We start from the raw sequence: 20,845 nt of genomic DNA, 5'->3' as shown, positions 1-20,845 counted from the left end.
GCCGTAACTCGACATCTCGGGGATTTCCCTATTTCCCGGCGAATATGACGTGGGGACCGGCGCCGCGACCCGGCGCATCCCTGGGGAGGCCGAAGAAGCGTTTTGCCATTTCGGTCGGACCGATATCCTCCAGGGATGTGAAGCCCAAGCTCAGCAATCGGTTCGCAAGGTCCTCGGGATCGAAGTGCGTCAGCCATGGCTCGCCGGCCGCGGCTGTGCGCGCTCCCATTTCCGCGGCGCGGGCACGGCGTTCGGGCGAATAGTTTTCGAGGGGTTCGCTATAGTCGAAGACGATGGATGCGCTCGGCAGGCCGACGACGAAGCGTAGCAAGGCAAAGACCGACGCCTCCCTGAGATAGGGCACGACGCCAAGCCAGATGAAGAAGGACGGCGTCACGGGCTCGAGGCCGGAATCGATGAGACGCGCTTTCAAATCCTCATGTTCGAAATCGACAGGAACGAATGTTGGTAGGCTCTGCGTCAGTCCGGTCTCGTCAAGCCGCATCTGCTTCCAGCTTTGCGTGGCGGGATGATCGACTTCGAAGACCTTCAGGCCGGCATGGGGATTGCGCAGCGCAAAGGTGTCGAGCCCGGCGCCGAGGATGACGGCTTGCCTGACTCCCCTTGTAAAGGAGAGGGCAAGGCAATCTTCGGCATATCGGCTTCGCGCCGCCATAAACAGGCGAAAGGATCGTGTAGAGGGGTCCTGGGCTTTCAGGTCTGCCTCGGCGCAGGCCTCCTCGCCGAGGATCCGGCGGGCATAGGGGTCTAAGAAGATGGCGCCGCCATCCACGCTCTGGTGCGCTGCTCGATAGGCGGCCGCGCCGATCGCGGTGCGGCTTGGTTCCGATGCTCGCATGAAAGCCTCTTTCTCTGTAAATCTGCCGCTGGCGCGGGCAGGAAGCTTGCCGGAACCCGAACCGCGGCGGATACCTTGTCATCGCGGGAAGGCTAGGGCATGATTTTAACGATGTAAAGATTAGATCGAGACATGGCCACGCACGACGGATCGACCCGCTACCATCATGGCAACCTACGCCCCACGCTGCTGTCCGTGGCGAGGGCGCTGCTGGAGGAGGGAGGCCCGGCTGCGCTGAGCATACGGGAGATCGGTCGCCGCTCCGGCGTCTCGGCTCCGGCGGCGTATCACTATTTCAACAGCCTGGATGCCATCGCGGCAGCACTCGCCGAACAAGGGTTTGTCGAACTCAGCGAAAGCATCGATGCCGCCCTAGCCGGTCCTCGGCGCAATCTGCTTGCCGGCGGCATCGCCTATGTCGCCTTTGCCCGCGCGAATCCCGGTCTCTACCGGCTGATGTTCGGGGAGGGTTTTCAGGCCTATTCCAAGGGAAACGAGGCAATACGCGCCCTGCGAATGCAGGTCTACCGGCAGATGAAGGACGACCTGGAAAAGCGCCTGACGCCCGAGGACGTGCCGAACGCCGCGCTCTTTCTCTGGTCTCTGACGCATGGCCTTGCCTTGCTGATGATAGACGGCCAGGTCGAACCCGGCGCCGATCCCGACGCAAAGGTCGAGGATATCCTGAAGCTCGCCGGCATGGGGCTGCCTGCCGCGAGATAAGCTGTCGACGCGCTCGGCTTCATCCATCTCCGCGTGGGCGATCCAGCCAGGATTGCTTCGATCCTATTGTCGACGGCGATGCGGCGACATTAATCCCTACCAGGCGGTACGGGCGGTGCCGAGCGCTGTTGTATGAGAGGATGAGACCTGGGCGACGTGCGCCTTGAGCGACACGACGCAGTTTCCCGGAAAGCTGAGATTGTGCAACGTCAAGTGTTTCAGCAATGTCTCCGCATCGCGCTTTTCGGTTAGCGGAAATGTCACAGTCATGTGAGTTCTCCAACGAATAAACTGAGCATCCGAAAAAATTAATGTCTAAATTCTTGTGCGCCGCAACAAGAAAATTTTAACGATAAAATTAAAATCGATTAGCTTGCCGAGCTGCTTTTTTAAAATCGTTTGAAATTGGATTCGCGCTTCTCCGTGGATGCCTTGACTGCCCGGTCAGCCACGAAAGGAAGGTGCCGTCAATGGGGGCATTAGTCGTGAGCGTTAGTGCGCTGAAGATCGAGCGGTCATCTGCTGTTGCGGGCCGCCCAGCTCCTGAGCCGCAATCCGTTGAGCCTGATGAAGCCTTCGGCATCATGATGATCGTAGGCGATGGCGCTTTCCTCGAAGGTGACGAGGTCGGCGGAGTAGAGTGACAAGGGGGAGGTGCGCGAGATGACCGAAGCGCTTCCCTTGTAGAGCCTTACCATCACTTCGCCGCTGACGAAGGTTTGGCTTTGGTCGATCAAGGCTTGCAGCATTTCCCGCTCGGGCGCGAACCAGAAGCCGTTATAGATCAGCTCGGCGTAGCGGGGCATGATCTCGTCCTTTAGATGCGCTGCGGCACGATCGAGCGTGATCGATTCAATGCCGCGATGCGCAGCGAGCAGGATCGTCCCTCCCGGCGTTTCGTAAATTCCCCTCGACTTCATGCCGATGAAACGGTTTTCGACCAGATCGAGCCGCCCGATGCCATGCCGGCCGCCCAGTCCATTGAGTTCGGTCAGCAATGCGGCCGGTGTCATGGACTTGCCGTTCACCGAAACCGGATCGCCCCTCTCGAAACCGATGGTGATGATCTCGGGCGTGTCGGGAGCGTCGACGGGATCGACCGTGCGCTGATAGACATGATCGGGCACGACCTCCGCCGGATTTTCGAGAATCTTGCCCTCGGTCGAGGTATGCAGCAGGTTGGCGTCGATCGAGAACGGCGCCTCGCCGCGCTTGTCACTCGGCACCGGGATATGATGCTTCTCGGCATATTCCAGAAGCTGCATGCGGGAGCGGATGTTCCATTGGCGCCATGGAGCAATGATCTTAATCGACGGGTCGAGCGCATTGACGGCCAGCTCGAACCGGACCTGATCATTGCCCTTGCCTGTCGCACCGTGGGCAACTGCATGCGCGCCAACCTCCCGGGCTATGCCGACCAGATGCTTGGCAATTAGCGGCCGTGCGATGGAACTGCCCAGCAGATATTGCCCCTCATAGAGCGCGTTCGCCCGCAGCATTGGAAAGACGAAATCGCTGACGAACTCCTCACGCAGATCAACGATACGGATGTCCTTGACCCCTGACATCTCCGCTTTGGCGCGTGCCGGCTCGAGCTCCTCGCCCTGGCCGAGATCGGCGGTGAAAGTCACCACCTCGCATCCGTAGGTTTCCTGCAACCATTTGAGGATGATCGAGGTATCCAGCCCGCCCGAATAAGAAAGCACAATTTTTTCTATTTTCGTCATTTACCCATCTCCATCTCAATGCTGGAACGATAGGCCAAGTCCTGCGCAATGAGCTTGCGAAGCATCCGTAAAATTGCGAAAGTTTGGCATATTATGCCATTGTGGAATCAATAGGAGCTATAAAATGCCAGTCATCCTGGACCCGATCGACCGTCATATCCTGCGCGTGCTTCAGCGTGACGGACGTATTTCGAACGTCGATCTGGCGAAGGAGGTAGGCCTATCGCCTTCGCCCTGCCTGCGTCGCGTCCGGCTGCTGGAAGAGGCCGGAATCATCGATCGCTACGTCGCCGTGCTGGATCCTGCAAAGGTCGGGGCGGGGCTGACGGTTTTTGCTCGCGTGTGGTTCAAGACCCAGGACGCCGAGGTGACGCTCCGGTTCGCCGAAGCCGTCAGGCGGTTTCCCGAGGTGATGGAATGCTACCTGACGACAGGGGAATGCGATGCCGTGCTTCGGATTGTCACCGCCGACCTGCACAGCTACTGGCGTTTTCAGGCCGATCACCTGACGCGCATCCCGAGCGTCCTCAGCGTCAAGACCGACGTGCCGATGGAAACGCTGAAGCGAAGCTTCGAGCTGCCGTTGGGATAGGCGTCGTGGCTTGATCCCTATCCTAGGGGAGAGGCGTTCCGGTTCCTTGCCAGCCAGGCGAGGCCGGTGACCAGGAGCAGGATCATCACGGCATGGGTTATATAGTCGAGCGTGGTTCGCGGGCCGACGCCGACGGCGATGGTGAAGGCGCCAACGAGGGTGCCGAGGAGGGCGAAGGACTGGGCCGAGATCGCAGCCATTCGGCTCCACGGTCGGTCAAGATTGAGCGAGATCAGGCCGAGGAGAAGGACGGCTGATATCACCGCTTCGGCGATCATCGCCTGCCGATGTTCGTGGCCTTCGAGGACGAACCCGGCATGGGTGAGGGAGGCAACGGCATAAAGACAGGTTTCGATCAGGAAGAGGATCGCGATGGCTGAACGCATGGCATGGCTCCTTAGCAAGGTGGAAGCGCAATGGGCTTTCCGGGGGAAGTCGCCAATAAGATTTGATTGATACGATAATTTGAGTAATAAAACTACTTTTCAAGTGCGCTTACGAGGATATTTGATGCCTTCCGCCCCCGACCGTCATGCCAGAGCCGCCGCCTCGGTGTGGCGGATGATGTTCGATCTGTTGATGAAATCGGCGCCGCAGCGGCTGGAAAGCCTTCAGAGAAGGGGGCTGACGCCAAACGATTCCAGGGCGCTGTTCACTTTGCACGACGAGGGGGAGCCGATCAGCGCGCTTGCCCGCCGATGGGGGTGCGACGCCTCGACCGCGACGTGGCTGGTCGATCGACTGGAGCGGGCGGGCCTTGCCGAACGGGTGACGCCGGCACGCGACCGCCGCGTCAAGTTGGTGCGACTGACCGGGAAGGGTGCGGCCACCAAGGACGAGCTGTTGACGGAGCATTATCGCCCGCCGGCCGAACTTCGGCACCTTTCGGCCGGAGAGCTCGAAGAGCTGGCCAGGCTGCTTGCCAAGACCGAAGGAGAGGGGTGACGGGGTTTTCGGGACCGATTGCCGTTTCCCGTGCTCTGGACGATCGCATAGAGATGAGGGCTGTTCATTGGAGTGCTTTGAATTGACAGGATCAATTACCTGACTAAAGTCAGATAATATGACCTACGATCCTGTCTCTCGTGTCCGTCGCTTCAACCGTGCCGTTACCTCCGAAGTCGGCGCTCTCGATACGTCTTTCCTCGGACGCGGCCGTCCGCTGGGTGTTGCCCGCGTCCTCAATTCGATCGGCCGGGGGCAATCGGATGTTGCGGTGATCCGCGATTATCTCGGTCTTCACTCTGGCTTGATGAGCCGTCTGCTGCGCAGTCTGGAAGAGGAGGGGCTTATCGAGACGGTGTCGAACCCGCAGGACGCGCGTCGCCGCGTTGCCAGGCTGACTGAAACCGGCCGTTCCGAGTTTCTGGCTTATGAAGCGCTTTCCAATGCGCAGGCGAAATCGCTTCTGGCGCGCCATCGTCGCCCGGACGAACTGCTGCGCGCCATGGATATCGTCGCTTCCTCGCTGAGACGTGAGCAGATCGTGCTCGAGGAGAAAGACCCTCGGCACGAGGACGCCAGCTATTGTCTTAACGAATACTACGGCGAACTTGCACGCCGCTTCGAGAAGGGTTTCGATGTGGCGCTTTCTCGCGATCCCGACGCCAAGGATATGATCCGTCCGCACGGTGCGTTCCTGGTGGCCATGTCGGATGGCCTGCCGATCGGCTGTGTCGGGCTGAAGGGCAATGGCGGTGAAGTCGCGGAGATCAAAAGGCTCTGGGTCGCCCCATCCGCGCGTGGCCTTGAGCTCGCAACGCGCCTTATGACGGCCGCCGAGAACATCGCGCGCGAGCTGTCCATCAAGCTCCTGCGTCTGGATACGAATAGCGCTCTGCCCGAGGCAACACGGCTTTATCGCGGAACTGGCTGGAGCGAGATCGACCGTTTCAATGATGACCCATACCCGGACACGTTCTTTGAGAAGCGCCTTTAAGCGAAGGTCACTTTGTGCTGCCCAAATGTCGATCGTGCGAACATCCGTGTTTTTGGCCCTTCGGCAATTTGAAACGGAACACCAGTCAAGGTGATAGCAGATGTTCCCCATTCTCCTCCCTCCTTCCTGTCGCGAGCACAGGAAGGAGGGAGGAAGGCGCCGCTGCCTGGCCCTTCGCATGGCTCAGGGCGTTCGGCTCTGCGATCGATTCACTGGATCGATCGCTCCTGCTTCGCAGGACCGGGCCTCGCCCCCTGAGGATCAGGCGGCGAAGCGCTCTGTTATCGGGCGGCGGCGCAGGTTGGGCTGCGTTACCGCAGGCGGGTTGTAGGCTGCCTCCAGCGGGCCGGTGTCGGTGCCGGGCGGGACGATCGCGTCGATCCGGTCGAGGATTTCGTCCGTCAGGCTCACCCCGGCGCCGGCAAGCAGATCGTCGAAGTGCTCCATCGTGCGCGGGCCGATGATTGCCGAGGTGACGGCGGGATGGGCGATAGCGAAGGCCATCGCCATGTGTGCCAGCGAAAGCCCTGCCTGCTGCGCGAGCGGGATGAGCCGTTCGACCGCGTCCAGCCGGCGCTCGTCGTTCATCTGCCTGGGGAAGCGTTTGGCGCGGGCGCTTTCGGGTTGCGGTGCACCCTTGCGATACTTGCCGGTGAGCATGCCCATCGCCAGCGGGCTCCACACCATCGCACCCATTCCGTAACGCTCGCAGGCGGGCAGAACCTCGCGTTCGATACCGCGGTTGAGGATCGAATAGGGCGGCTGCTCGACGCGGAAGCGGGCCAGCCCGCGGCGCTCGGAAACCCATTGCGCCTCGACGATTTCCGAAACGGGAAAGGTCGACGATCCCAGCGCCCGCACCTTTCCCGCCCGCATGAGGTCGGTGAGTGCAGACAGCGTCTCCTCGATGTCGGTATCGGGGGCTGGCCGGTGGATCAGGTAGAGATCGATATGGTCGGTCTGCAGGCGGCGGAGCGAATCCTCGACCGCGCGAGTCAGCCAGCGGCGTGAATTGCCCTGCCGGTTCGGGTCGTCGCCCATCGGCAGATGCGCCTTGGTGGCGAGCACAACGTCGTCGCGCCGTCCCTTGAGCGCCTTGCCGACGATCTCCTCGGATTCGCCGCGGCTGTAGATATCGGCGGTGTCGATGAAGTTTATGCCGGCATCGAGCGCCTTGTGGATGATCCGGATCGAATCCTCGTGGTCGGGATTGCCAGCGGCGCCGAACATCATCGCGCCGAGGCAATAGGGGCTGACCTTGATGCCGGTTCTTCCAAGCGTGCGGTATTGCATGGTCTGTTCCTTTTATTGGGGAGGCGGACTTCGTGCGCGTCGATGTGGCCAACACCGTCACGCCATGTTACATAAGCGGAACCGCATTCCGTTTATATACGGAACAATGTTCCGTTTCGCAAGTGAGTGAATGATGAGCGACGAGAGAAAAGAGCAGGAGGACGGCCGGCGAGCTGGGGAAAGAGCGGAGAAGCCCGTGCGCGCCGACGCCAAACGCAATCTCGACGGACTGCTTCAGGCGGCAATGGCGGTATTTGCGACCTCTGGCGTCGACGCCCCAGTGCGCGAGATTGCGGAGAAGGCCGGCGTCGGCATCGGCACCGTCTACCGGCATTTCCCCGAGCGTTCCGATCTTGTCGTCGCTGTCTTCCGCCGCGAAATCGATGCCTGCGCCGACGCCGCGCCGATCCTTGCAGCCGAACATGCGCCGGGCGAGGCACTGGCCAGATGGATGCAGCGGTTCGTGGATTTCATCGCGGCCAAGCGCGGGCTTGCGGCGGCCCTGCACTCCGGCAACCCGGCCTTCGATCCCTTACCCGCCTACTTCCAGCAGCGACTGCATCCCGCCCTTCGCTCGCTTCTCGACGCCGCCGCTGCCGCCGGCGAGGTGCGCACCGATATCGCTGCCGAGGATCTTCTGAATGCGGCTGCGAGCCTCAGCATGCACGCCTACGCCCAAGGGCCTGAACATGCCCGGCTCATGGTTTCCCTGCTGGTCGATGGGCTGCGCTACGGCGCGGTTCCGAGATGAAGATGCGCCGATGAAACGGGCTGTCGCCCGCCGCCGCTATGCGTTGGGGCGGGCGACAGCCTGGGATCATCAGGTCCGCATCGACAGCTCAATATCTTCTTCGAATGGCGTCGAGAGGTAGCCGGCTGCGGGCGAGCGTACGCGGGCGAGGTATTCCGGGCAGAGGTCGGCATTGTCGGCGACGATAAGGGCGCCTGGCCTCAGGCGGTCTTCGACCAGTTCCAGGATATCGCGATAGAGCGCCTTGGCGCCATCGAGGAAGAGCAGGTCGATCGTCTCCGGGAGATCGGTGCTCAGGGTCTTAAGGGCATCGCCTTCGCGGATCTCGACGAGGTCGATGAGGCCGCCGGCCGTCAGGTTGGCGCGGGCGCGGACCAGCTTCGACGGCTCGAACTCGCTGGTGATCAGCCGGCCGCCGCCATTGTCGCGCAGCGCGGCTGCGAGATGGAGGGTCGAGATGCCGAAGGATGTGCCGAATTCGACGATCGTACGTGCGCGGCTGCTTCGCGCCAGCATGTAGAGCAGCGCGCCGGCCTCCCTGGAGACGGGAAGCCAGAGATCCCTGAGGCGCCCGTAAAGGTCGAGATATTCGGTCTTGCTGCCGATCAGGCGCATTCGCTCATCACCTGACAGGGCCGACATTGCCGGGCTCGTCGCCGTGGCGGCCTCTTCGAATAGGCCATCGAGCAGGGGCGCCAGCGGGGCGGTGGTCAGTGTCGTCATGTCATATCTCCTTGGTGACAGGTTCTTGTGTGGAGTGAAAAATACGAGTAATTCGTCGCATCTGCTATTCGCATTGCGGAGCGCTGCCATGACCGATCGCCCAAGAGCCCGGATTTCCTCGCGAAAACAGCCCAAGCAGGCCCGCTCGGCGGAACTCGTGGCGGCGATCCTGGATGCCGCTGCTCAGGTTTTGGCGCGGGAAGGCGCGCAACGCTTCACCACGGCGCGGGTGGCCGAAAGGGCGGGCGTCAGCATCGGATCGCTCTACCAGTATTTCCCCAACAAGGCGGCGATCCTCTTCCGGCTGCAGAGCGACGAATGGCGGCAGACAACGGACATGCTCGGCGGCATCCTCGCCGATGCGCAAAGGCCGCCGCTCGAACGGCTGCGCCGCCTCGTCCATGCCTTCCTCCGCTCGGAGTGCGAGGAGGCGGCGATGCGTGTGGCGCTCCATGACGCAGCACCCCTTTATCGCGATGCGCCGGAGGCGCAGGCGGCGAGGGCATCGGGGGACCGCATCGTCGAGCTATTCATGCAGGAGGCTTTACCCTACGCGCCGGAGGCGACCCGGACCCTTGCCGGCGACCTGATCACCACGACGCTCGGCACGGTGGGCAAGCAGTTCTCGGAGGCACCCCGAAGCGCTGCCGAGATCGACGCCTATGCCGACGCCATGGCCGATATGTTCTGTGCCTACCTCGAACAGCTTGGGGCTGGCCGGGACGGGGCATGATGTTCCGGCTGCGCTCCATTGGGCCCGGTGCTCCCAACACCCTGGTACTCCGGGGCGCTGGCGCGAGGTGGCGGTGTGAGGGGATGGCAAGCGAAAGCGCTGCATTCCAGCGCCTGTCATCGCAGAATGCTATGGTGCCTCAATGGATGGAGTAGGTCCTACTGGTGGTCCAGTTGCTTCGACAGCGCGGCAAAAAGCCTGTCGCAGTCGGTGTTCATCTGGACGAGATCGACGGCGACGGTGATGGCGTGGCGTCCTTCGATGCTGTCGATGTCGAGCTTCCTCTCGCAGCACCATTGCCGAACGGCATCGGTGACGATGGTTATTTCATCATCATTGAGCGAGATGAGCGACAGGAGCATCTTCGTACCCTCCATGAAGCGGCAAGAGCACCTATGGTCTCTCAAGCGGTCGTGTCGATGTTCCGATGGCGTTTACTCTACGCTCATTCCGCGGCAATACCACGGCCATTTTGACACGGCTTGGTGACAGCCGAACGATCCCGGCAGGCGGCCGTGAGCGGGTCACCTGCCAGGATTGTTTGATCTTCTGCAATGGGATTTTCGTCTTGATGTTGCGGACGCCTTCGATGCGGCCGAGGTATTCCATCTGGACGCGCCTAGGATACCGACCGGGGCGCGTTTATTTCGCGAGCACGATATGCGTGGCGTGTTCGGTTGCGACATGCTCGGCAACACGGAAGCCGAGGGCCGGTAGGTCGATGCCCGTGAACATCGCTTCGCCCTTGCCGAGGACGACCGGCGAGATGGCGAAATGCAATTCGTCGATCAGGCCAGCCTGCAGATATTGGCGGACGGTGCTGACGCCGCCACCGATTTTCACGTCCTTGTCGCCGGCCGCAGCCACCGCCTTGTCAAGCGCTTCCTCGATGCCGCCGGTGACGAAGTGAAACGTCGTGCCGCCCTCCATGACGATCGGTTCGCGGGGATAATGCGACAGGATATAGGTCGGCGCGTGATAGGGCGGGTTCGGTCCCCACCAGCCTTTCCAGGCGTCATCCGGCCACTCGCCGCGGATGGGGCCGAACATGTTGCGCCCGAGAATGAAGGCGCCGAAATTGGCCATGCCGCGAGCCGCATAATCCTCGTCAACGCCTTCAGAACCGCCGTCCTTTCCGATCATCGCGCGGAAGGTGCGGGTGCGGAAAAACCATTCGAACATCTCCGTCCCCCGCTTGCCCAGCGGATCGCTCATGCTTTGCTCCGGCCCGGCGCCGAAACCATCTACGGAAAGGGAAAATGCTGCGACACGAACCTTGGGCATGCTCTCCTCCATATGATTGCAATTTGAAACTGGTTGCGTTGTCGCATAAGTGATCCTATATTGCAACCAGTTTTTAATAGGAGAATATCGTGGATATCGAACTGCGGTCGGGTTGCCCGATCAACCTGACGATGGAAGTGCTGGGCGATCGGTGGAGCCTCATCATCATCAGGGACATCATGTTTGGCAATCGCCGCCATTTCCGCGATCTTCTGACTCATTCGGAGGAGGGGATCGCCTCCAACATTCTCGCCGCCAGGCTGAAGCGTCTGCTTTCGCTAGGGTTCATCAGCAAGCGGGACGATCCGAGCCACAGTCAGAAAGCGATCTACAGCCTCCTGGAGCCGGCGATTCAGCTCGTTCCCGTCTTCGCCATGATCGGCGCTTGGGGGCGGCGCCATCTACCTGTGAGCGAGGAACTGAGCATCCGCGCGCAGCTTCTCGAAGAAGGCGGGCCGCCGCTCTGGGACGAGTTCATGGACGATCTCAGGCAGATCCACATCGTCGATCCGATCGGTGGCGCCAACGGAACATGCATCTCGCCCGTACTGGCGAAGCTGACGGCGGCATTCCTAGAGGTTCGCGCGAGATCGTTGTCACAGGCATTCTGAATATACAGGAAAGTAGTCAGCCCGATCAGCCTCCGGCGCCCTGGTATTTGCCTGTGGCGTAGCGCCAATGAGCGATTGCTATCAACACCCAAATTGGGCCGGCCACAAGAGATGCTGGCCCGGCCCAATTCCCGAGGATCGGGATGGGCTTGCCGAGCAGGGCGCCGACAGGGACGGAACTGGTCAGGGCGAGCGGAACCGCGGTTATGAGGATGGTTTGTATGCCGCCGGGGAAAATGTTGAGCGGGTAGCGCGTCAATTCCCAAAAGCCGAAGAAGATCGAGAACAGGTGGTTGGAGCGTACCCAGATCAGCGCCGTGGCGCCGATCATGGTAATAAGGGCAGCGGTCAGCAGCGTTGCGCTGATGAGCGCAGCAACGAGGAACGACACGGACCAGACCGACCAGGCGAAGTCGACGGACAGGACCGCCCAGCCCATCAGCACCACCGCGAGGATGACGTGGCCGGTATAGCCGATATTGAGGCCGGAAAAGACCAGATAGGCCCAGGGGCTGAAAGGCTTGACCAACAGTGTGTCGAAAGTGCCGAGCCGCACCAGTTCTTCGAGATCGCGCAGTTGCACGAAACTCATCGCGGCGCCGAGCGAATAAGCCAGCAACTGGAAGCTGAACAGCAGCGCAAGCTCCGGCCAGGTCCAGCCGCCAAGCGTGTCGAAGCGGGCGAGCAGGATGCCGATGGTGGCGAAGACGCTGCCATAGGAAAGGATCTGCGCAAGACGGTCGAGCCAGAAGGCGCCGCGATATTCCATCTGGGAGCGGACATGCATCCGGACCAGCAGCGGAAGGACGCGCAGGTGATGTATGAGCACGATCAACCTCCCTGCACGGTGATGCGGCCGGAGGCCCGGCGCCACAGCCAGAGGACGCCGGCAAGGAACAACGCGGCCCAGGCAAGGCCCAGGCCGAGATGGAGCCAGACATCGGCGGTAGAAAGCCTGCCGAGATAGACGGCATTGGGATAATAGACCACCCAGGCGAAGGGCAGGTGGCGGGCAATCGCAGCCAGCGGTTCGGGGAAGAACCAGAACGGTATCAGCAGGCCCGAGAACAATTGCAGAAGGGCGCCCAGGATCCAGTCCAGCGAGAAGCTTGTCATCAGCCAGAAGGCGACGAGGCCGAAGAGCGCCGACATCAGGAACAGCAGCGTAAAGGATAGCGCCCAGAAGGCGATGAACATCAGGCCATCGAACAGGCTTGCCGGCGGCAGCATGCCGTAAAACAACGCGGTGAAGGCGACGGTCGGAATGACCTGGGTCATCAGGCGATAACCAAAGCTGCCGCATTCGTTGGCGAAGAGATAGAGCGGATAGGATAAGGGCTTGAGCAGCCAGACTGCGACATCGCCTGTTTTGAGCGACCGGCCGATCTCGCCGATGATCCTTTCGGGGCGGGTTGCGCCCATCACAGCGCCGCCGAGCAGCGCATAGGTCACCATCTGCTGCAGGGAGACCCCGTCGACCACGATTGCGCCGACGCCGGAATAGGCCGCCTGCCAGATGGCGACACGCGCGAAAACCTGCACGAGTTTGCCGAAGATATTGGCCCATACTCCGTTGCGGTAGGCGAGTTGCGAATGGAAGGAACTGCGTGCGAAGGCGAAATAGGCGCTCATGATGCCTGGGCCTTGGCATTGCTACGCTGGGCGGCGTTGCGGCGCTGGTAGAAGGTGCGGATGACCTCTTCGATGTCGGGCTCGTGCAGCGCCACGTCCTTGAGGTCGCGGCCGCTGCCGACCTCCGACAGGACTGCGACCAGCGAGATGTCTTCACGCTCGATGAGATAGTTCTTGCGCAAGCCCTCGTCGCTGACGAGAGCCGCGGTGCGCAATGGCAGCGGTCCAGGGTCACTGGCAAATTCGAGTGTCAGCCGCCGGGCAGAGCCCAATGCCGCGCGCAGGCTCTTCAACTCGCCGTCGAAGATAAGCCTGCTGTGATCGACCATGATCAGCCGCGGGCAGATGGTCTCGATGTCCTGCAGGTCATGGGTGGTGAGAATGATGGTGACGCCGCGCTCGCGGTTGATCTCGGCGAGAAAGCGCCGAACCGCATCCTTGGCGACCACATCAAGACCGATGGTCGGTTCGTCCAGAAAGAGGATCTTGGGGTCGTGCAGCAGTGACATCACTATCTCGGCGCGCATGCGCTGACCGAGGCTCAGCTGGCGCACCGCGCGGTCGAGAAAGGGCGTCAAGTCGAGCAATTCGCTGAATCGCCGGAGATTATCCGCATAACGCGCGACGGGGATATCATAGATGCGCTGGTGCAAGGTAAAACTGTCGACCAACGGCAGGTCCCACCACAGCTGGCTGCGTTGGCCGAAGACAACGCCGATCTCGCGCGCATTGTCCATCCGCTTGAGATGCGGCGTCCGGCCGAGCACCGAGAGCGTGCCGGCGCTCGGCACCAGGATGCCAGTCATCATCTTGATCATCGTGGATTTGCCGGCGCCATTGGGGCCGAGATAGCCAACGGCTTCGCCCGCCGCGATGTCGAAACCAATGTCGGAAACGGCCAGGACTTCCGTATATTCGTTGGTCACCAACGTCTTCAGCGCGCCCAGCAAGCCCGGAAATCGCTTGTGCTGCCGGAAGCGTTTGCTGACGCCCCGTGCCTCGATCAAAGCCGTCATGTGTATTTCCTCGAGGGTAATTCCAGCCGATTCGGCAGCAGCATCCAGGCTAACGCGGGGTTCGGCCAGTTCAAGCAAAAGTCGCTTTTTTCGCGTTACTCAATCGAACCTGGCCTTTTGCGTTGACAGACATGATCAATCGATTCCTGTTAAGATCATGAGGATTCTCGCAATATCCGGCAGCGCCCGGCTCAATTCCACCAATACGGCTATGCTGCGGGCGATCCGTGCCATAGCGCCCAGTGATATCGAGCTTTCGATCTTCGATGGCGTCGGACGGTTGCCGGTATTCTCGCCTGACCTCGAGGGAGAATCTCTACCGGAGGCGGTGCGGGATTTCATAGATGTGATCGCCAAGAGCGACGGGGTGATCATTGCCAGCCCGGAATATGTGCGATCCATACCCGGCGGCCTCAAGAATGCGATCGACTGGCTCGTATCGGGAGATGAGATCGTTCATAAGCCGATCGCCTTGCTGCACGCCTCGCATCGAGGTGATGACATGCTGGCAGGTCTTCGCACCGTTCTTGCGACCATCACCGACCGTTTCGCGGAGGATATCTTCCTCCGGCTCCCTTTGATGAAACTGGATCCAGCCGAGGTGCTTCGAAGCATCGAGACAGCGGAGAACCGTTCCAGGGTGCAGGCCTATCTTCACGCATTCTCGGCCTATTGCAGGGCAGACGCCGAGACTGCCTGAGGCTCGCCTCTCCATCATCGAACCTCCATCAGAAGGCCGCTCTCGAACGCCGATTTGTCGTGAAGCGTGTGCAGAATGACGAGTGGGGCTGCGAGCAGTGCGGCGAGGATGAAGGCGGAGAGGAAGTGTCTCGTCAGGAGACGAAGGATAGGTCGGATCATCTTGATCTCCAGCTGCCGCGAATATTCTTTGTGCTGGACCTCAACAATTGCAGCAGCATGACCGGCTGCCTTGCAAGCTCCGCAATGCTGCCGCAACCCTTGTGGCGGACAGAGGGGGAGAGCGAAACAATGGACGGGCGATGCGGATACTAATGATAGAGGATGAGAGGGAGCTGGCCGAGGCGCTGTCGGCCGCGCTCGGCAAACATGGGATCGTCACCGACCACACGATGCATCTGGCAGACGCCGTCGAGTTGACGCGGCAGAACCTCTACGATGCGATCCTGCTTGACCGGCGCCTGCCTGACGGGGAGGGGCTGAGCTTCATTCCGGAACTCAGGCGGACGGGCAAGGATACGCCGATCATCGTGCTGACGGCGCGCAACGAACCGAAGGAGCGGATTGAAGGCCTCGACCTCGGGGCCGACGACTATCTCGGCAAGCCGTTCCTGGTCGAGGAGCTGATGGCGCGGTTGAGAGCCGTGCTGCGGCGATCGCCTGAACTGGCCGAACTCAAGATCACTGCCGGACGGATGGTGATCGACCCGCTGCATCTGAGCGTCACCGTCGATGCCGTGCCGCTGGACCTGCCCCGGCGCGAACTTCTGGTGCTGGCGGCACTCGCAAGGCGCAAGGAGAAGACCGTGCTGCGCTCGACGCTGGAAGCGGCTGTCTACAACTACGAAGAGGAAATCCAGTCGAACGCGCTCGACGCGCATATATCGCGGCTGCGCAAGCGGCTGATCGATGCCGGCGCCGGCGTCGCGATCCATAATATTCGCGGCGTCGGTTACCTCATGAAGGAAGAATGATGACCAAGGCGCAATTCACCAATCCGTCGCTTTGGTGGCGGCTGAGCTGGCAACTCAGCATTGTCTTCGTCGCCGTGGTGGCGGCGGTGATCTTCGGTCTCTGTGTTTATGGTGCGACGATCCTTTCTCCCAACGTCGCGCTGGAGGATCATGTCACCGCGGTACTGGCCCGGGCCGTCGCGCTCGATGCGCAGGGCCAGCTTGAAATACGAGATACGCCAGAGCTGGCGTCGCTCAAGGAGCAGTATGACGGGCTTTGGTATGTCGCCGCCACGACGAACGGTTCTTCGGTATCCTATGGCGCCATTCCTGCAGCCTATAGTGAACTTGCGCATCTCACCCATTTGTTCCAGGGCGCAGACATCAGGGGATCGGTCGGCACCAACGAGATCGCGTCCGTTGAAAACGTGGAGACTGCCATAGGCGAGCTCCGAGTTCTGTTTGGCGGCGTCGCCGACAAGGGTTGGCCCGTTCTTGTCCTTATGGGCGCCGTCTATCCGATCTATGTCTCGCTGCTCACCGTCGCCTTGCCGGCGGTTTTTCTTGCCGTTCCGCGAATTGTCAGGCGTGCCCTGGCCAGTGTCAGCGAGGTTGCCCGCAAGGCATCGGAGATCGAACCTCGCCGCTACGATGCACGCCTGCCTCTGGACGGCATCCCCAAGGAGGTGGCCCCGCTGGTGATTGCCTTCAACGAGGCGCTTGACCGGCTGGAAAATGAATTCCGCAAACGGCAACACTTCCTTATCGATGCCGCGCATGAACTCAGGACGCCGATCGCGATCATGCAGACGCGGATCGACGGAACACCCGAGGGCCAGGACCGCAGGCGATTGCTCGAGGACGTCGCGCGCCTCGCCGAGACTGCCGAACAACTGCTCGATTTCGAGCGTAACAATCAGGCGATCGATCTGCACGAAACGATCGATCTCGTCGAAGTCGCCCGAACGGTCGTTGCCGATCTCGCGCCGCTGGCGATTGCCGACGGCTATCAAATCTCATTTCTATGCGAGGCGGAGAGCCTTGAACGCCGGGGCAGCCCTTCCGCCCTGCCGCGGGCGATGAGCAACTTGGTGCGCAACGCCATCGACCACGGCGGCAACAGGGGGATGATCACGGTTTCGGTATCGCGCTCGCCTTCCGGCGGCGGCCGGATCAGTGTCGCCGACGAAGGGCCGGGTATTCCGGCCGAAAATCGAGAGCTGGTGTTCGAGCCCTTTTATCGCGTCACCCCGAAAAGCAGGGGCGCCGGTCTCGGCCTCAGCCTCGTCAAACAGGTCGCCGCAAACCATGGCGGCGAGGTCAGCATCGAGAGCAGTGCTGCCGGAACGCGGGTGACGATCGAACTCGCATAGGTCAGGCCTGCTTGAGTAGAATCCACCTTGGTTCTGATCAGGAAAGGCTCTAGGAAGCGATCTGTAATGTTGCGGCAATTGTCGACCGCCACTTTCGCCCGACACTAGAGCGCCGCGCGTCCGACAAGACGCGCTAGGACGCTCTAGCACTTTAAACTGCGCATGATCCTTTCCGAAAATCGATTTCGATTTTCGGGGTTATGCGCTATCGGCGACGGAGGCCAGACAGCGTGCGCAGCAATCCATTCCCATTTTCCTTCCCATTGGCGTCGAGAGGCTTGTCTCTCGCACTGCCCTTGGCGCTCGCCATGGCCGCGGCCGGTTGCAGCTCGGTGCCACTGAAGGAGGCCGGCACGCTTTCTTCCTATGGCAATCTCGGCGCGCCGAAGGGCAAGCTGTCGAAATCGCGCGTCTATGTCGATGGGACGCGCCTTAGCCCGGCAAAGACGGTGAGCATCGTGCCGACGACCTTCGCCTTCAACGCCGCGACCCGCGTCAAATCGGACGCCGACCGCGTGATGGTGGCGAACGCGCTGGACCGGGCGCTCTGCATTTCGCTCAGCGACAAATATCAGCTGGTCTCAGCCGGCCAGCCGGCGGACCTGACAATCCGCTCGGTCGTCACCGACATTGTGCCGACCAACAAGGCGATGGCCGGTGTTTCGACCGTCGTGACCGTCGGCACCGGTTTCGTGCTGCCGGTCGGCGTGCCGCGGCTGCCGGCCGGCCTGGGCGGACTGGCGGTCGAGGCGGAAGCCGTCGACAGCGGTGGCGTGCAGCGGGCGGCCATCGTCTGGTCGCGCGGGGCAAACTCGCTGCAGAACAACCCCCGCGTTTCCGAAGTCGGCGACGCCTATAGCCTGGCTTCGAAATTCAGCAGCGAGTTTTCCCGCATGCTGATCAAAGGCAAGGAGCCGAAGGGATTGGATATCTCGCTGCCATCGGGGCAGCGGATGAAATCGTGGCTCGGCGGAAAACCGAAATACGCCGCCTGCGACGCCTTCGGCCGACCGCCCGGACTGATGGGGGCTGTGGCTGCCAAATACGGCGCGCCGCCGCAATGGACCGAGAAGAAGCCGAAACCGGCCGCGACCTATTGAGAGACGATGTGCGGCGGCGCCGACTGCCCCGCGACCAGCACTCAGCCCGCCCCAGGCTGACGGGACGGACGGAGCAAAGGCGGGCAAGGCCTGTGCTCCGTCCGTCTGGAATTCCGTCGCGCTTCATTTCAGCTGGCGGTTCCGGGCCTCAGCCAGAAATACAGTTTGATCTGATCGGGCCTGTCGGAGGGATGCGGGCCGCGTATGAACAATTCGCCGCCATTGCGCTCGATCACCCGCCGCGAGGCGTCGTTGTCCTCGTTGCAGAGGACGACCAGGCGGTCGAGGCCTTCCTTCGATGCCACAGCCATCAGAAGGCTCAGCGCGGTGGTCGCGTGGCCATTGCGCTGTTTCCACGGTACGACGGAATATCCCACATGGCCAGACACCTCGGGCGGCAGCTCCTCGGTGCCCGCTTGAAAGCGGAGGCTGATGCTGCCGCAGAATTCGCCGTCCCAGATCCAGAACAGACGGGTGGTGAGAGGCGGCGATCCGGATCCAGCCCGCTGTCTACCATCAGGAATGAGATCGTGGAGAAACCCTAATCTGTTCTGGCGCAGCCGCTGAAGCTCGCCGTGAACATGGGCCTCATCGCCCGCGCGGCGCGGATCGGGAGACCAGCCGGCGGCAAGCGCCGCTTCGAAACCCGACAGGTTTTCCAGATCCGGCTGCAGCAGGACGACGCGGCCGGCGGACTTTGCTGTTTCTCCAGACGTCATCTAGCACCTAGGTTCGCGTCGCCTAACCAAGTGTGCGCCCCCCACTCGCGCAGACAAACACGCCCCACTGGCGATTGGAAGCCGTGCAACGGGCTTTCGGCCATCAAAAAAGCCCCGCATTTCATGCGAGGCTTGCTCTGATGGATAGGTCAGACTAGCGGCACTGGCGGCGCGGGCCGTAGTTCGGCTGGTAGGTATTGTCATAGGCGCGGTAGGACCGATAGCGGGAGTAGCAATAATCGGCATGTGAGCTGTACCCTTGCGAGGTATAGGCCCGCGGCTGCGAGGCAATGATGCCGTCGATGAGGGCGCCGGCCGCCAGACCGCCTATGATGGCGCCGGTGTTGTCATTATGGCGCCAGCCGCGATCGTAGCGTCGATACGAGCCGTAACGGTCGTCGCGATAATAATCCCGGTCGCGGTAGTGGTGACGGTTGCGATACCACCTGCGATTATTACCGAACTGACCCGGGCAGTTTGTGAAGTTATTGCAGCCGACGGTCATGATGCGGGCACCGGTATTTCCTGGTACCGGCTGCGCCGCCGATTGGACCGGGCTCGGCACGAAGGCCGGGCCTGCCGAGGCCGGCATTCCGGAGAAGGCCGTCGCTATCGACAGGGCAATGATGGCGAATCTGTTCATTTTACTCACCTTGGGTCAACGGATGTATCGAGGGGGTAACGCAGCGGAAGGGAATAGGTTTCATTTTGGGATGGAATGAGGCGGCGTATGTGCGTTTTTGCTAACATAATAGGCCTGTGCACCACTACCGGACGTCAGGAACCGACCGGTCCTAAAACGCTGGACAGCTTCGCCACCGCCAATGGGCGGGAATGTCTGAGAAGATCGCACCGACGACGCGGCGCAGACGAACTTTACTCTTATCGGAGCTCAATGTCGGACGGCTCGTTCGGGGGGCGGCATGTGCGTCGAAAGCGCGACATTGATGGCACCAGCGTGCGACACCATCCGTCGGGCATACGCCTGGCCCTTCGGCTATCCGATCATGCGGCAGCCAGCCGGCTCGTCAGCCTTTTCGACCAAGCCATCACTGGGCGCTCCACCATGATCCACGATACCAAAGCGGTGAGTACGGATAACGATCCAGCGACGAGCATCGTAAGCGGGCCGCGCGAGAAGAAGTCACCGACGCCAAAACGGGCGCTCAATGCAAAAAGAACCGCCCAGACCGGAAGATGGAAGAGATAGGCGCCGTAGCTGATCCGGCCCAAGCCGCTGAGAGATCTGTTCGCAAGGATTTTGAGAAACTGCCCTTTTGAGGCCACTGCCACGATTGCGGCCAGCGGCAAGACGAGGGCGGCCTCGAGGACGACCCATTGAACGAGGTTTCCCAAGTCAAAAGCGATTTGCATGATAGATCCAGCCAAACCGACCGGTACTGACAACCAGAGGAGCCATCGCGGAGCGCTCCACCCTTCTGCAGACAGGAACGACAAAGCGGCACCGGCCGCCAAAGCATCGATTGAATCGAAAGGCAGCGCATTGGCTTCATCAACCTTGCCGAGGGCAAATGCGCAAACGCGGTAGAGTACGGTGCAGGAAACAAGTGCGCCGCATAATTTCAGAAAATGACGGGACGGCAACGCCAGGATCACAAAAGGCCAAATCAGGTAGAATTGCTCTTCGACTGCAAGTGTCCAAAGGTGCCCTAGCGCCCAAGGCTCGGACCCGTGCGTTGCATACCAGATGTTGGAGAGGAACAATGCATGCCACGGCAACGACTCCTGCATCATCGGGAGACGTAACGGGCCTGCTGCCAGCCAACAAAATCCCAGCGTCAGGAAGTAGGGTGGCCAAATTCTCGCTGCTCTTCGCGCGAAGAACACAGTTATACCAGCCGTGTGATTATCGTGTCCCTTGACGTCTAACAGAATGTTTGTGATGAGGAATCCGCTCAACACAAAGAAGAACCGAACTCCGATGTGGCCAAGGTTCGAGCTTTCTTGCCAGAAATGAGAATAAAACACTGACAGAAGTGCAATCGCTCGTAATCCGTCTAGCTGAGGCTCCCGCAATCGACACCCCGATGCTTAAATCTCACAAAAGATACAGGACGTTTCCTTGGTGGCGATAATAAAGCTCTTCGAAAATTGCAA

26 protein-coding genes are annotated in these 20,845 nt (G+C 61.0%); 11 read left to right on the top strand and 15 right to left on the bottom strand.

Annotated elements, in window-relative coordinates; translation table 11 throughout:
- Positions 1 to 28 precede the first annotated feature (28 nt).
- On the bottom strand, positions 29 to 859 hold the full coding sequence (locus tag AC1D2N_RS06680) for a class I SAM-dependent methyltransferase (RefSeq protein ID WP_130729136.1): 831 nt from the start codon (positions 857 to 859) through the stop codon (positions 29 to 31).
- 132 nt (positions 860 to 991) lie between these two features.
- Here AC1D2N_RS06680 and AC1D2N_RS06675 point away from each other — a divergent pair, with 132 nt between their 5' ends.
- Positions 992 to 1,582: a TetR/AcrR family transcriptional regulator gene (locus AC1D2N_RS06675; protein ID WP_047621099.1), complete on the top strand. Its 591-nt coding sequence runs from the start codon at positions 992 to 994 to the stop codon at positions 1,580 to 1,582.
- A gap of 96 nt (positions 1,583 to 1,678) precedes the next feature.
- Here the strand turns inward: AC1D2N_RS06675 and AC1D2N_RS06670 are convergent, their stop codons facing one another.
- Positions 1,679 to 1,852 carry a hypothetical protein gene (locus tag AC1D2N_RS06670; protein WP_018242568.1) on the bottom strand — a complete coding sequence of 58 codons (174 nt, stop codon included), beginning with the start codon at positions 1,850 to 1,852 and terminating at the stop codon, positions 1,679 to 1,681.
- Positions 1,853 to 2,097: 245 nt separating this feature from the next.
- On the bottom strand, positions 2,098 to 3,309 hold the full coding sequence (locus AC1D2N_RS06665) for an argininosuccinate synthase (RefSeq protein WP_018242567.1): 1,212 nt from the start codon (positions 3,307 to 3,309) through the stop codon (positions 2,098 to 2,100).
- A gap of 124 nt (positions 3,310 to 3,433) precedes the next feature.
- Here AC1D2N_RS06665 and AC1D2N_RS06660 point away from each other — a divergent pair, with 124 nt between their 5' ends.
- Positions 3,434 to 3,901: an Lrp/AsnC family transcriptional regulator gene (locus AC1D2N_RS06660; RefSeq protein WP_018242566.1), complete on the top strand. Its 468-nt coding sequence runs from the start codon at positions 3,434 to 3,436 to the stop codon at positions 3,899 to 3,901.
- Between the two features lie 17 nt (positions 3,902 to 3,918).
- Here the strand turns inward: AC1D2N_RS06660 and AC1D2N_RS06655 are convergent, their stop codons facing one another.
- Complete coding sequence (locus AC1D2N_RS06655; RefSeq protein ID WP_130729135.1) at positions 3,919 to 4,287, bottom strand: hypothetical protein; 369 nt, start codon at positions 4,285 to 4,287, stop codon at positions 3,919 to 3,921.
- A gap of 124 nt (positions 4,288 to 4,411) precedes the next feature.
- Here AC1D2N_RS06655 and AC1D2N_RS06650 point away from each other — a divergent pair, with 124 nt between their 5' ends.
- Both AC1D2N_RS06650 and AC1D2N_RS06645 read left to right on the top strand, forming a co-directional pair.
- Positions 4,412 to 4,846, top strand: a complete 435-nt coding sequence (locus AC1D2N_RS06650) for a MarR family winged helix-turn-helix transcriptional regulator (RefSeq protein ID WP_130729134.1) — start codon at positions 4,412 to 4,414, stop codon at positions 4,844 to 4,846.
- A gap of 118 nt (positions 4,847 to 4,964) precedes the next feature.
- Positions 4,965 to 5,840 carry a bifunctional helix-turn-helix transcriptional regulator/GNAT family N-acetyltransferase gene (locus AC1D2N_RS06645; protein WP_130729133.1) on the top strand — a complete coding sequence of 292 codons (876 nt, stop codon included), beginning with the start codon at positions 4,965 to 4,967 and terminating at the stop codon, positions 5,838 to 5,840.
- Positions 5,841 to 6,101: 261 nt separating this feature from the next.
- Here the strand turns inward: AC1D2N_RS06645 and AC1D2N_RS06640 are convergent, their stop codons facing one another.
- Positions 6,102 to 7,133: an aldo/keto reductase gene (locus AC1D2N_RS06640; RefSeq protein ID WP_130716915.1), complete on the bottom strand. Its 1,032-nt coding sequence runs from the start codon at positions 7,131 to 7,133 to the stop codon at positions 6,102 to 6,104.
- Between the two features lie 130 nt (positions 7,134 to 7,263).
- Here AC1D2N_RS06640 and AC1D2N_RS06635 point away from each other — a divergent pair, with 130 nt between their 5' ends.
- Positions 7,264 to 7,884 (top strand): TetR/AcrR family transcriptional regulator, encoded by a 621-nt coding sequence (locus AC1D2N_RS06635; RefSeq protein WP_130729132.1) that lies wholly within the window; start codon positions 7,264 to 7,266, stop codon positions 7,882 to 7,884.
- Between the two features lie 69 nt (positions 7,885 to 7,953).
- On the opposite strand, the gene AC1D2N_RS06630 is transcribed toward AC1D2N_RS06635, so the two are convergent.
- Positions 7,954 to 8,607, bottom strand: coding sequence for an O-methyltransferase (locus AC1D2N_RS06630; protein WP_018516424.1), 654 nt, complete (start codon positions 8,605 to 8,607; stop codon positions 7,954 to 7,956).
- Positions 8,608 to 8,695: 88 nt separating this feature from the next.
- Between AC1D2N_RS06630 and AC1D2N_RS06625 the strand changes: the two genes are divergently transcribed.
- On the top strand, positions 8,696 to 9,340 hold the full coding sequence (locus AC1D2N_RS06625; protein ID WP_018242558.1) for a TetR/AcrR family transcriptional regulator: 645 nt from the start codon (positions 8,696 to 8,698) through the stop codon (positions 9,338 to 9,340).
- A gap of 158 nt (positions 9,341 to 9,498) precedes the next feature.
- Here AC1D2N_RS06625 and AC1D2N_RS06620 read toward each other — a convergent pair whose 3' ends face one another.
- Together AC1D2N_RS06620 and AC1D2N_RS06615 are read right to left on the bottom strand one after the other, a co-directional pair.
- Positions 9,499 to 9,702: a hypothetical protein gene (locus tag AC1D2N_RS06620; protein ID WP_047621227.1), complete on the bottom strand. Its 204-nt coding sequence runs from the start codon at positions 9,700 to 9,702 to the stop codon at positions 9,499 to 9,501.
- Positions 9,703 to 9,982: 280 nt separating this feature from the next.
- Positions 9,983 to 10,624, bottom strand: coding sequence for a dihydrofolate reductase family protein (locus AC1D2N_RS06615; RefSeq protein ID WP_047621088.1), 642 nt, complete (start codon positions 10,622 to 10,624; stop codon positions 9,983 to 9,985).
- An 89-nt stretch (positions 10,625 to 10,713) separates the two neighbouring features.
- Here AC1D2N_RS06615 and AC1D2N_RS06610 point away from each other — a divergent pair, with 89 nt between their 5' ends.
- Positions 10,714 to 11,235, top strand: coding sequence for a winged helix-turn-helix transcriptional regulator (locus AC1D2N_RS06610; protein ID WP_130729130.1), 522 nt, complete (start codon positions 10,714 to 10,716; stop codon positions 11,233 to 11,235).
- Positions 11,236 to 11,260: 25 nt separating this feature from the next.
- Here AC1D2N_RS06610 and AC1D2N_RS06605 read toward each other — a convergent pair whose 3' ends face one another.
- Genes AC1D2N_RS06605 through AC1D2N_RS06595 form a run of 3 tightly spaced genes read right to left on the bottom strand, consistent with a single transcriptional unit; the run spans position 11,261 to position 13,883 of the window.
- Positions 11,261 to 12,064, bottom strand: a complete 804-nt coding sequence (locus AC1D2N_RS06605; RefSeq protein WP_130716913.1) for an ABC transporter permease — start codon at positions 12,062 to 12,064, stop codon at positions 11,261 to 11,263.
- Between the two features lie 2 nt (positions 12,065 to 12,066).
- Positions 12,067 to 12,867: an ABC transporter permease gene (locus AC1D2N_RS06600; protein ID WP_130729129.1), complete on the bottom strand. Its 801-nt coding sequence runs from the start codon at positions 12,865 to 12,867 to the stop codon at positions 12,067 to 12,069.
- Entirely contained in the window at positions 12,864 to 13,883 is a 1,020-nt protein-coding gene (locus AC1D2N_RS06595; protein WP_113543604.1) for an ABC transporter ATP-binding protein, read from the bottom strand. The genes AC1D2N_RS06600 and AC1D2N_RS06595 overlap by 4 nt, the downstream gene beginning before the upstream one ends.
- Positions 13,884 to 14,040: 157 nt before the next feature.
- Here AC1D2N_RS06595 and AC1D2N_RS06590 point away from each other — a divergent pair, with 157 nt between their 5' ends.
- The gene (locus AC1D2N_RS06590; protein ID WP_130729128.1) at positions 14,041 to 14,583 is read left to right on the top strand and encodes an NADPH-dependent FMN reductase; all 543 of its coding nucleotides are present in this window, start codon (positions 14,041 to 14,043) and stop codon (positions 14,581 to 14,583) included.
- A 14-nt stretch (positions 14,584 to 14,597) separates the two neighbouring features.
- On the opposite strand, the gene AC1D2N_RS06585 is transcribed toward AC1D2N_RS06590, so the two are convergent.
- Entirely contained in the window at positions 14,598 to 14,744 is a 147-nt protein-coding gene (locus AC1D2N_RS06585) for a hypothetical protein (RefSeq protein ID WP_018242550.1), read from the bottom strand.
- Positions 14,745 to 14,884: 140 nt separating this feature from the next.
- Here AC1D2N_RS06585 and AC1D2N_RS06580 point away from each other — a divergent pair, with 140 nt between their 5' ends.
- The 3 genes from AC1D2N_RS06580 (at position 14,885) to AC1D2N_RS06570 (ending at position 18,008) form a co-directional block, all read left to right on the top strand.
- Positions 14,885 to 15,556, top strand: a complete 672-nt coding sequence (locus tag AC1D2N_RS06580) for a response regulator transcription factor (protein WP_477980961.1) — start codon at positions 14,885 to 14,887, stop codon at positions 15,554 to 15,556.
- The gene (locus AC1D2N_RS06575; protein WP_130729127.1) at positions 15,553 to 16,908 is read left to right on the top strand and encodes a sensor histidine kinase; all 1,356 of its coding nucleotides are present in this window, start codon (positions 15,553 to 15,555) and stop codon (positions 16,906 to 16,908) included. Before AC1D2N_RS06580 ends, AC1D2N_RS06575 begins: the two co-directional genes overlap by 4 nt.
- A 200-nt stretch (positions 16,909 to 17,108) precedes the next feature.
- A complete protein-coding gene (locus tag AC1D2N_RS06570) occupies positions 17,109 to 18,008 on the top strand; it encodes a DUF3313 domain-containing protein (protein ID WP_112903742.1) in 900 nt (299 codons plus the stop codon).
- Between the two features lie 128 nt (positions 18,009 to 18,136).
- On the opposite strand, the gene AC1D2N_RS06565 is transcribed toward AC1D2N_RS06570, so the two are convergent.
- From AC1D2N_RS06565 to AC1D2N_RS06555, 3 genes are all read right to left on the bottom strand, one after another.
- Complete coding sequence (locus tag AC1D2N_RS06565; protein WP_130729126.1) at positions 18,137 to 18,727, bottom strand: GNAT family N-acetyltransferase; 591 nt, start codon at positions 18,725 to 18,727, stop codon at positions 18,137 to 18,139.
- Positions 18,728 to 18,881: 154 nt separating this feature from the next.
- Complete coding sequence (locus tag AC1D2N_RS06560) at positions 18,882 to 19,370, bottom strand: BA14K family protein (RefSeq protein ID WP_477980958.1); 489 nt, start codon at positions 19,368 to 19,370, stop codon at positions 18,882 to 18,884.
- Positions 19,371 to 19,732: 362 nt separating this feature from the next.
- Positions 19,733 to 20,764: an acyltransferase family protein gene (locus AC1D2N_RS06555; protein WP_047621077.1), complete on the bottom strand. Its 1,032-nt coding sequence runs from the start codon at positions 20,762 to 20,764 to the stop codon at positions 19,733 to 19,735.
- Positions 20,765 to 20,845: the final 81 nt, after the last annotated feature.

It is taken from the genome of Rhizobium sp. P1_B8 (assembly GCF_056406515.1).
The sequence above is the reverse complement of the archived record's forward strand: the minus strand, read 5'-3'. Positions and strand labels throughout refer to the sequence as shown.

What these genes read in the sequence shown, in the direction of transcription:
- AC1D2N_RS06680 (WP_130729136.1), bottom strand. Translation starts at nt 859, where the DNA reads ATGCGAGCATCGGAACCAAGCCGCACCGCGATCGGCGCGGCCGCCTAT.
- AC1D2N_RS06675 (WP_047621099.1), top strand. Translation starts at nt 992, where the DNA reads ATGGCCACGCACGACGGATCGACCCGCTACCATCATGGCAACCTACGC.
- AC1D2N_RS06670 (WP_018242568.1), bottom strand. Translation starts at nt 1,852, where the DNA reads ATGACTGTGACATTTCCGCTAACCGAAAAGCGCGATGCGGAGACATTG.
- AC1D2N_RS06665 (WP_018242567.1), bottom strand. Translation starts at nt 3,309, where the DNA reads ATGACGAAAATAGAAAAAATTGTGCTTTCTTATTCGGGCGGGCTGGAT.
- AC1D2N_RS06660 (WP_018242566.1), top strand. Translation starts at nt 3,434, where the DNA reads ATGCCAGTCATCCTGGACCCGATCGACCGTCATATCCTGCGCGTGCTT.
- AC1D2N_RS06655 (WP_130729135.1), bottom strand. Translation starts at nt 4,287, where the DNA reads ATGCGTTCAGCCATCGCGATCCTCTTCCTGATCGAAACCTGTCTTTAT.
- AC1D2N_RS06650 (WP_130729134.1), top strand. Translation starts at nt 4,412, where the DNA reads ATGCCTTCCGCCCCCGACCGTCATGCCAGAGCCGCCGCCTCGGTGTGG.
- AC1D2N_RS06645 (WP_130729133.1), top strand. Translation starts at nt 4,965, where the DNA reads ATGACCTACGATCCTGTCTCTCGTGTCCGTCGCTTCAACCGTGCCGTT.
- AC1D2N_RS06640 (WP_130716915.1), bottom strand. Translation starts at nt 7,133, where the DNA reads ATGCAATACCGCACGCTTGGAAGAACCGGCATCAAGGTCAGCCCCTAT.
- AC1D2N_RS06635 (WP_130729132.1), top strand. Translation starts at nt 7,264, where the DNA reads ATGATGAGCGACGAGAGAAAAGAGCAGGAGGACGGCCGGCGAGCTGGG.
- AC1D2N_RS06630 (WP_018516424.1), bottom strand. Translation starts at nt 8,607, where the DNA reads ATGACGACACTGACCACCGCCCCGCTGGCGCCCCTGCTCGATGGCCTA.
- AC1D2N_RS06625 (WP_018242558.1), top strand. Translation starts at nt 8,696, where the DNA reads ATGACCGATCGCCCAAGAGCCCGGATTTCCTCGCGAAAACAGCCCAAG.
- AC1D2N_RS06620 (WP_047621227.1), bottom strand. Translation starts at nt 9,702, where the DNA reads ATGCTCCTGTCGCTCATCTCGCTCAATGATGATGAAATAACCATCGTC.
- AC1D2N_RS06615 (WP_047621088.1), bottom strand. Translation starts at nt 10,624, where the DNA reads ATGCCCAAGGTTCGTGTCGCAGCATTTTCCCTTTCCGTAGATGGTTTC.
- AC1D2N_RS06600 (WP_130729129.1), bottom strand. Translation starts at nt 12,867, where the DNA reads ATGAGCGCCTATTTCGCCTTCGCACGCAGTTCCTTCCATTCGCAACTC.
- AC1D2N_RS06595 (WP_113543604.1), bottom strand. Translation starts at nt 13,883, where the DNA reads ATGACGGCTTTGATCGAGGCACGGGGCGTCAGCAAACGCTTCCGGCAG.
- AC1D2N_RS06590 (WP_130729128.1), top strand. Translation starts at nt 14,041, where the DNA reads ATGAGGATTCTCGCAATATCCGGCAGCGCCCGGCTCAATTCCACCAAT.
- AC1D2N_RS06585 (WP_018242550.1), bottom strand. Translation starts at nt 14,744, where the DNA reads ATGATCCGACCTATCCTTCGTCTCCTGACGAGACACTTCCTCTCCGCC.
- AC1D2N_RS06580 (WP_477980961.1), top strand. Translation starts at nt 14,885, where the DNA reads ATGCGGATACTAATGATAGAGGATGAGAGGGAGCTGGCCGAGGCGCTG.
- AC1D2N_RS06575 (WP_130729127.1), top strand. Translation starts at nt 15,553, where the DNA reads ATGATGACCAAGGCGCAATTCACCAATCCGTCGCTTTGGTGGCGGCTG.
- AC1D2N_RS06570 (WP_112903742.1), top strand. Translation starts at nt 17,109, where the DNA reads ATGCGCTATCGGCGACGGAGGCCAGACAGCGTGCGCAGCAATCCATTC.
- AC1D2N_RS06565 (WP_130729126.1), bottom strand. Translation starts at nt 18,727, where the DNA reads ATGACGTCTGGAGAAACAGCAAAGTCCGCCGGCCGCGTCGTCCTGCTG.
- AC1D2N_RS06560 (WP_477980958.1), bottom strand. Translation starts at nt 19,370, where the DNA reads ATGAACAGATTCGCCATCATTGCCCTGTCGATAGCGACGGCCTTCTCC.